The following is a 5,072-nucleotide window of genomic DNA, read 5'->3' as shown; positions in this document are numbered from 1 at the left end:
TAGGCTGCAGGGGCATCGCGCCACCTTAACCCATTGCGGTTGATGAAGATTATCCCACTCAGAACGCGCTTGTCATCGACCCGGGGCTTTCCGTGCGACTTCGGAAAGAAAGGTTCCAGACGCGCCATTTGCGCGTCGCTAGTATCCGTCCGCTGTCGCCGCTCTGACGAGGGAAATACTCGGCTGATAGTGTCCACCATCGACGGTGGACATCTTGAGGCACTCCATGGCGGGCAAAAAGGGTCAGAAGAAGCGGTTCTGGGCTGACGAAGAGAAGCGATCGATCTGCGCACAGGCGTTGGCCCCAGGCGTTTCTGTGGCACAGGTTGCACGCCGCTATGCGATGAACGCCAACCTGATTTTCAAATGGTTGAAGGACCCTCGCTTTTCCCCTGCCGCGGGCGAAGCGCCAGTTGGTCCGGAAGGTGGCAGCGTCTTCCTGCCGGTGGAGGTTTCGGGGTCCACTGTCGACCACCGGATCGACGAAGGGGCCATAGGGACGGCCGGTTCGACATCGGTGCCTCTTCTGGCGCATCGGGTCGACATCACGCTGTCGGACGGACGGCGGTTCGTGGTGGAAGGGCCCACTGCGCTGTCATCGGTTGTCAGGCTGGTGCAAGGATTGATGGCATGATCCCGGTGCCGAGCAATACGCGGATCTGGCTTGCGGCCGGGGTGACGGACATGCGGCGGGGCTTCAACACGCTGGCGGCGCAGGCCGAGAAGGTTCTGGCCGAGGACCCGTATTGCGGCCATCTGTTCGTGTTCCGGGGGCGCCGGGGTGATCTTTTGAAGATCATCTGGTGGGACGCTCAGGGGGCCTGCCTGTTCTCCAAACGCCTGGAGCGTGGCCGGTTCGTCTGGCCCGCGGCGAAGGAGGGCAAGATCTGCCTCAGCGCGTCGCAAATGACAATGCTTCTGGAAGGATTAGACTGGCGAATGCCGCAAAAAACCTGGCGGCCATTGCAGACGGGATAGTCAATAAAACAGGGGTTTTGGCGCGTTTTCTGTTCCGTCACAGCCCCCGTTCCGGTATATTCCAGCCATGCTGGAGAGCCTGAAATCCCTGTCGGATGATCCTGACGATTTGAAGGGGCTGGTCACCCTGATGGGTGAGGAGATCAAGTCTCTGACCCTGAAGGTGGAAGACCTGCAAGGGCAACTGGCGGCTCATCGCAAGGCGCGGTTCGGGTCGAAATCCGAAAGCCTCGATCAGCTGGCCTTCGACTTGCAGGAAGACACCGAGATCGCGCAGGCCGCTCGGGCCCAGCATGACGGAACCGGTCCGGACGACGATGCGGCGCAGTCCGAAACGCCCGCCAAACGGCAACACAGCCGCGCTCCGCTGCCCGATCACCTTGAGCGACAGACCGAGGTTCTGTCTCCGGGCGATGCCTGCGCCTCCTGCGGGGGCGCCCTGCGCCCACTTGGCGAGGATGTGACGCAAGAGCTGGAATACATCCCGGGCCGGTTTGTCGTCCGCCAGATCGTGCGCCCTCGCATGGCCTGCAATTGCTGCGAGACCTTCGCGCAGGCGCCGTTGCCGAGCCGACCCATCGAGCGTGACCGCGCCGGTCCCGGCCTTCTCGCGCATGTGCTTACGGCCAAGTATTGCGATCACCTGCCGTTATATCGCCAGTCGGAAATCTACGCCCGCGAAAAGCTCGACCTGCACCGGTCGACGCTCACAGATTGGGTCGGGCGATCGACAGCGCTGCTGGAGCCGCTGGCCGATCACATCGGCAAGCTGGCGCGCGCGGGCCCTGCCGTGTTTGCCGATGATACCCCGGTCAAGATGCAGACCGGCACGAAGACCGGCAAGGCCCACACCGCGCGGCTCTGGAGCTATGTCCGTGACGAGCGTCCATGGTGTGGACAGGCGCCCCCCTGCGCCTGGTATCAGTTCAGCGTGGACCGGAAGGGAGAGCACCCCTCTGCACATCTCTCGGGCTACAAGGGCACGGTGCATGCCCCCTCTCGGCAGATTGCTCCGCAATCGCCTGCCGGGCAACGGACGGCTTCACCGGCTTCAATGGCCTGTTCGGCGATGGGCTCGCCACGGAGCAAGCCTGCATGGTCCATGTCCGCCGCAAGTTCGTGGATGTCTTCGAGCGCGATGGGTCGGTCATCGCCAGGGGCGTCATCGAACGGATCGCCAGGCTCTATGCCGTCGAGAAGGAGGCGCGCTACAAATGCCCAGATGAACGCGTCGCCCTGCGTCAGGCGAAAGCCAAGCCGGTCTTCGATGAACTGGAGCACTGGCTGAAGCTGCAACTGCCGAAAATATCCGGCAAGACCAAGCTGGCCGAAGCGATCCGCTACGCGCTCGGCCGCATGCCCAAGGCGCGACCATACCTCGACAACGGGCTGCTGGAACTGGACAACAACATCTGCGAGCGATCAATCAGACCCCTGACTCTCGGACGAAAAAATTACCTGTTCATGGGTTCGGAAGGTGGCGGCAAGGCCGCCGCCATCGCCTACACGCTGATCGAAACCGCCCGCATGAACAGCGTCAATCCAGAAGCTTGGCTCACCTGGGTTCTCGAGCGTATCGCCGATCACAAGATCAATCGCATCGGCGAACTCGCGCCATGGAGTTGGACGCCGAAATAGACGTCAAGTGCTGCGAGACCGGACGGATACGGTTGAGCGGTAGTGCGAGCGTAACGAAACTCTCGAAACATTCGTCAACGCCCGCGCAGCCCAAGTGATCGGATCAAGAACGATGACCTGGCGCTCAGGGTCAGATAAACGCAAGATCGCCCACCAACTCGATTCGGAACGCAACATCCTCGTAGTCGCGATCACCGCCGCCGGTCAGGTCTTCAAAGCAAATCGTGATCGCCTCGCCGCCAACTGCCACACCGGACAGGGCATGCTGCAGTCCATCGGAATTCATGGTCTCGTCTAAGCTGTGGAACAACATCATCTCGTCCACCGCTGTGCCGTTTACCGCGATGGAAGTGTCGGCTCCGTCGGAGACATTCGCGGCGCCGCCTGAAGTGTTGACGAAGCTCAGGGTGTCGTCCGTCGCGAGCGTCGCCGCCCAGTCAGCCGCATTTTGCACAATGAAGAACCCGAGGTTGTGACCATCCTCGACGTCGTTGATCAGCGCCGAGGCAGCTTTGTCAGCGTTGGCATTCGCGAACAGAATGCGGGTGTCTATTAGGTTGCCGGCCGCGTCGATCTCGTAGACGCCAAGCACGTTGTTGTAGCCCGCGAACCCGAGATCGCGCAGCGTGACCTGGAAATCGGTCGTCCCATCGCCCTTCAGGAAGTTCTGGTTGATGATGCCGTTCACGAGATCGGGGTCGACCTCCTGCCTTTCTTGGAGCACCGGCAGGAAGGTCTCGAACGTCACCAGTGTGTCGCCACCATCTCCGACCGCCATGAAGTCGCCTGCGCTGAAATCGCCCTCAAGCGTGAATTGTCCGTTCGAGATGCCATTACCATCGGTATCAACGTCAAGAATCGCGGAGCCAAAAGTCACATCGATGGCGCTGCGGGCAATCTCCGTGCCCTCGAACACCATTGTATCGTCGAGACCGAAATCATCGATCACATCGTCGAAGAAGTTCGCGACCGGGCTTCTAACAACATCTGCTCCGCCGCCAAGTGCGAAAGACTGCCCGCCGAGCGGGTTGAAGATATCGTCGGGACCGTCTGTCCCCAGCGGACTTTCGACGGTCACCGGTGCCGGTTCTGGTTCAGGTGCTGTCGTCGGTGTCGACACTGGTGCCGGCGCTTCCGACCCACCGTTCGCTGCGACCCATTGCACGTAATTCACTGCAATCTCGTCGTCTTCACTGCCCTCGGTCAAGCCCTGCTCTTCCAGTGTCAGGACAACATCATCCTCAACGATTTCGACGTTGAAGAGCGAGTTCTCAAAATCGCCTTCCAGGGTCAGGACGCTGTCCACAGAGCCATCGAGGTCTTCGTCGATCTCGATAATCGCGGACCCCTTCTTGATATTGATGAGCTGCTTCAGCAGCTCGACAGCCTGCTTAAGCAGCTCGATCTGTTGAAGCTGGACCAACTTGATCTCGTCATCCGACTTGAAGTTGGTCACCACGTCGTTGTTGAACGAAGAGGCGGTCCCCGACAGCGAACCCGGCACTTTGGGTTCGGAAGGCGAGCTCGGCTTGTAGAATGTGTGCTCTTCCGGCGTATTGCTTGCCAAAAGGCTGTTGTCGAGTGGCCCGCCAACATTCTTCAGCCGCACCTCGCCGGTCGGCGCATCATCGTCCTGGACATTCGTCGTCAGTTCGAAATCGGTCAGGTAGATCGCGGTATCAAGGGAGCTGTCGCCAGTATCCGCGACACCGATCTTGATATCGTTCCATCCCGCATCGAGGTTTGCGGTCAGACCGAGCGCCGCAAAGCCATCCCATTCTGTCGCGAAGACACCGTCGCGATTGTCCTTCAGGTTGTTGAGGACGTTTTCGTTAGTGATGCTGAGCGGCTCGTTGCTGCCTGGGAACAAGGCGACGTTCTCGCCATTCACGAACACGGCGGCGATGTCCACGAACTCGCTGTTTGCGAACTCGGGGTATTCGTCCGATCCGAACACGAGGTCAAAGGACAGCTGCGACGGGTCCTCCACGAAAAGCCTGAATTCGAGGATTGACGCGTCTTGCGTCTGACCAGCGCCCGCGAAGGTCTGCTGGGCGATAACGTCGAGGTCACTGTCTCCTGACGTTCCTTGAATAATGGTAAAGCCAGGAGCCGTATTGCTTGGACCGGGAAAGCCGCCCGAGGACAGCAGGATGCCGCCCTGATAGTCGACGGAAGTTCCGGGGATCTCGAACTCACCGACGAGGAAAGCGGCATCCACGCTGCCGGTGTAGGTTACATTGTCGACAGTGGCGCCGAGGGACTCCAGGAAAAGCTGTGCGATCTCACTGCCGTCAGCCGCCCCAAACGCACCAACCGCGTTCGCTAGTGATATCGTTTCGGACACGCCGCCAGACGGATATCCAGAGTGTACATCCGGATAAGACAAATCTCTTACTGTTAGTTTATAGCTTCCTGATACCGTCTGAAAATCATCGCCACCGCCCCCCACAAAA

The 5,072-nt window shown here is 60.0% G+C and carries 5 protein-coding genes and 1 pseudogene; 4 read left to right on the top strand and 2 right to left on the bottom strand.

Annotated features, from left to right (window positions below; genetic code table 11):
- Positions 1 to 200, bottom strand: a 200-nt coding sequence (locus LCF60_RS23385) for a transposase (RefSeq protein WP_292294940.1), incomplete at its 3' end; no start/stop codon positions are given.
- A gap of 26 nt (positions 201 to 226) precedes the next feature.
- Here LCF60_RS23385 and LCF60_RS23380 point away from each other — a divergent pair.
- The 4 genes and pseudogenes from LCF60_RS23380 to LCF60_RS23365 all read left to right on the top strand — a co-directional run bounded on the left by LCF60_RS23380 (position 227) and on the right by LCF60_RS23365 (position 2,616).
- Positions 227 to 634, top strand: a complete 408-nt coding sequence (locus LCF60_RS23380; protein WP_292294939.1) for a transposase — start codon at positions 227 to 229, stop codon at positions 632 to 634.
- Positions 631 to 978: an IS66 family insertion sequence element accessory protein TnpB gene (gene tnpB, locus LCF60_RS23375; RefSeq protein WP_292294938.1), complete on the top strand. Its 348-nt coding sequence runs from the start codon at positions 631 to 633 to the stop codon at positions 976 to 978. The genes LCF60_RS23380 and tnpB overlap by 4 nt, the downstream gene beginning before the upstream one ends.
- A 67-nt stretch (positions 979 to 1,045) precedes the next feature.
- A pseudogene (locus LCF60_RS23370) lies at positions 1,046 to 1,909 on the top strand (IS66 family transposase); the annotation flags it as partial.
- Positions 1,867 to 2,616 (top strand): IS66 family transposase, encoded by a 750-nt coding sequence (locus LCF60_RS23365; protein ID WP_292294937.1) that lies wholly within the window; start codon positions 1,867 to 1,869, stop codon positions 2,614 to 2,616. The pseudogene LCF60_RS23370 and the gene LCF60_RS23365, both read left to right, overlap by 43 nt.
- A gap of 130 nt (positions 2,617 to 2,746) precedes the next feature.
- On the opposite strand, the gene LCF60_RS23360 is transcribed toward LCF60_RS23365, so the two are convergent.
- Positions 2,747 to 5,072, bottom strand: a 2,326-nt coding sequence (locus LCF60_RS23360; protein WP_292294936.1) for a choice-of-anchor L domain-containing protein, incomplete at its 5' end; no start/stop codon positions are given.

This window comes from Marivita sp., assembly GCF_020055635.1.
GTDB lineage: Bacteria > Pseudomonadota > Alphaproteobacteria > Rhodobacterales > Rhodobacteraceae > Marivita.
This window is presented reverse-complemented; position numbering and strand designations above follow the sequence as displayed.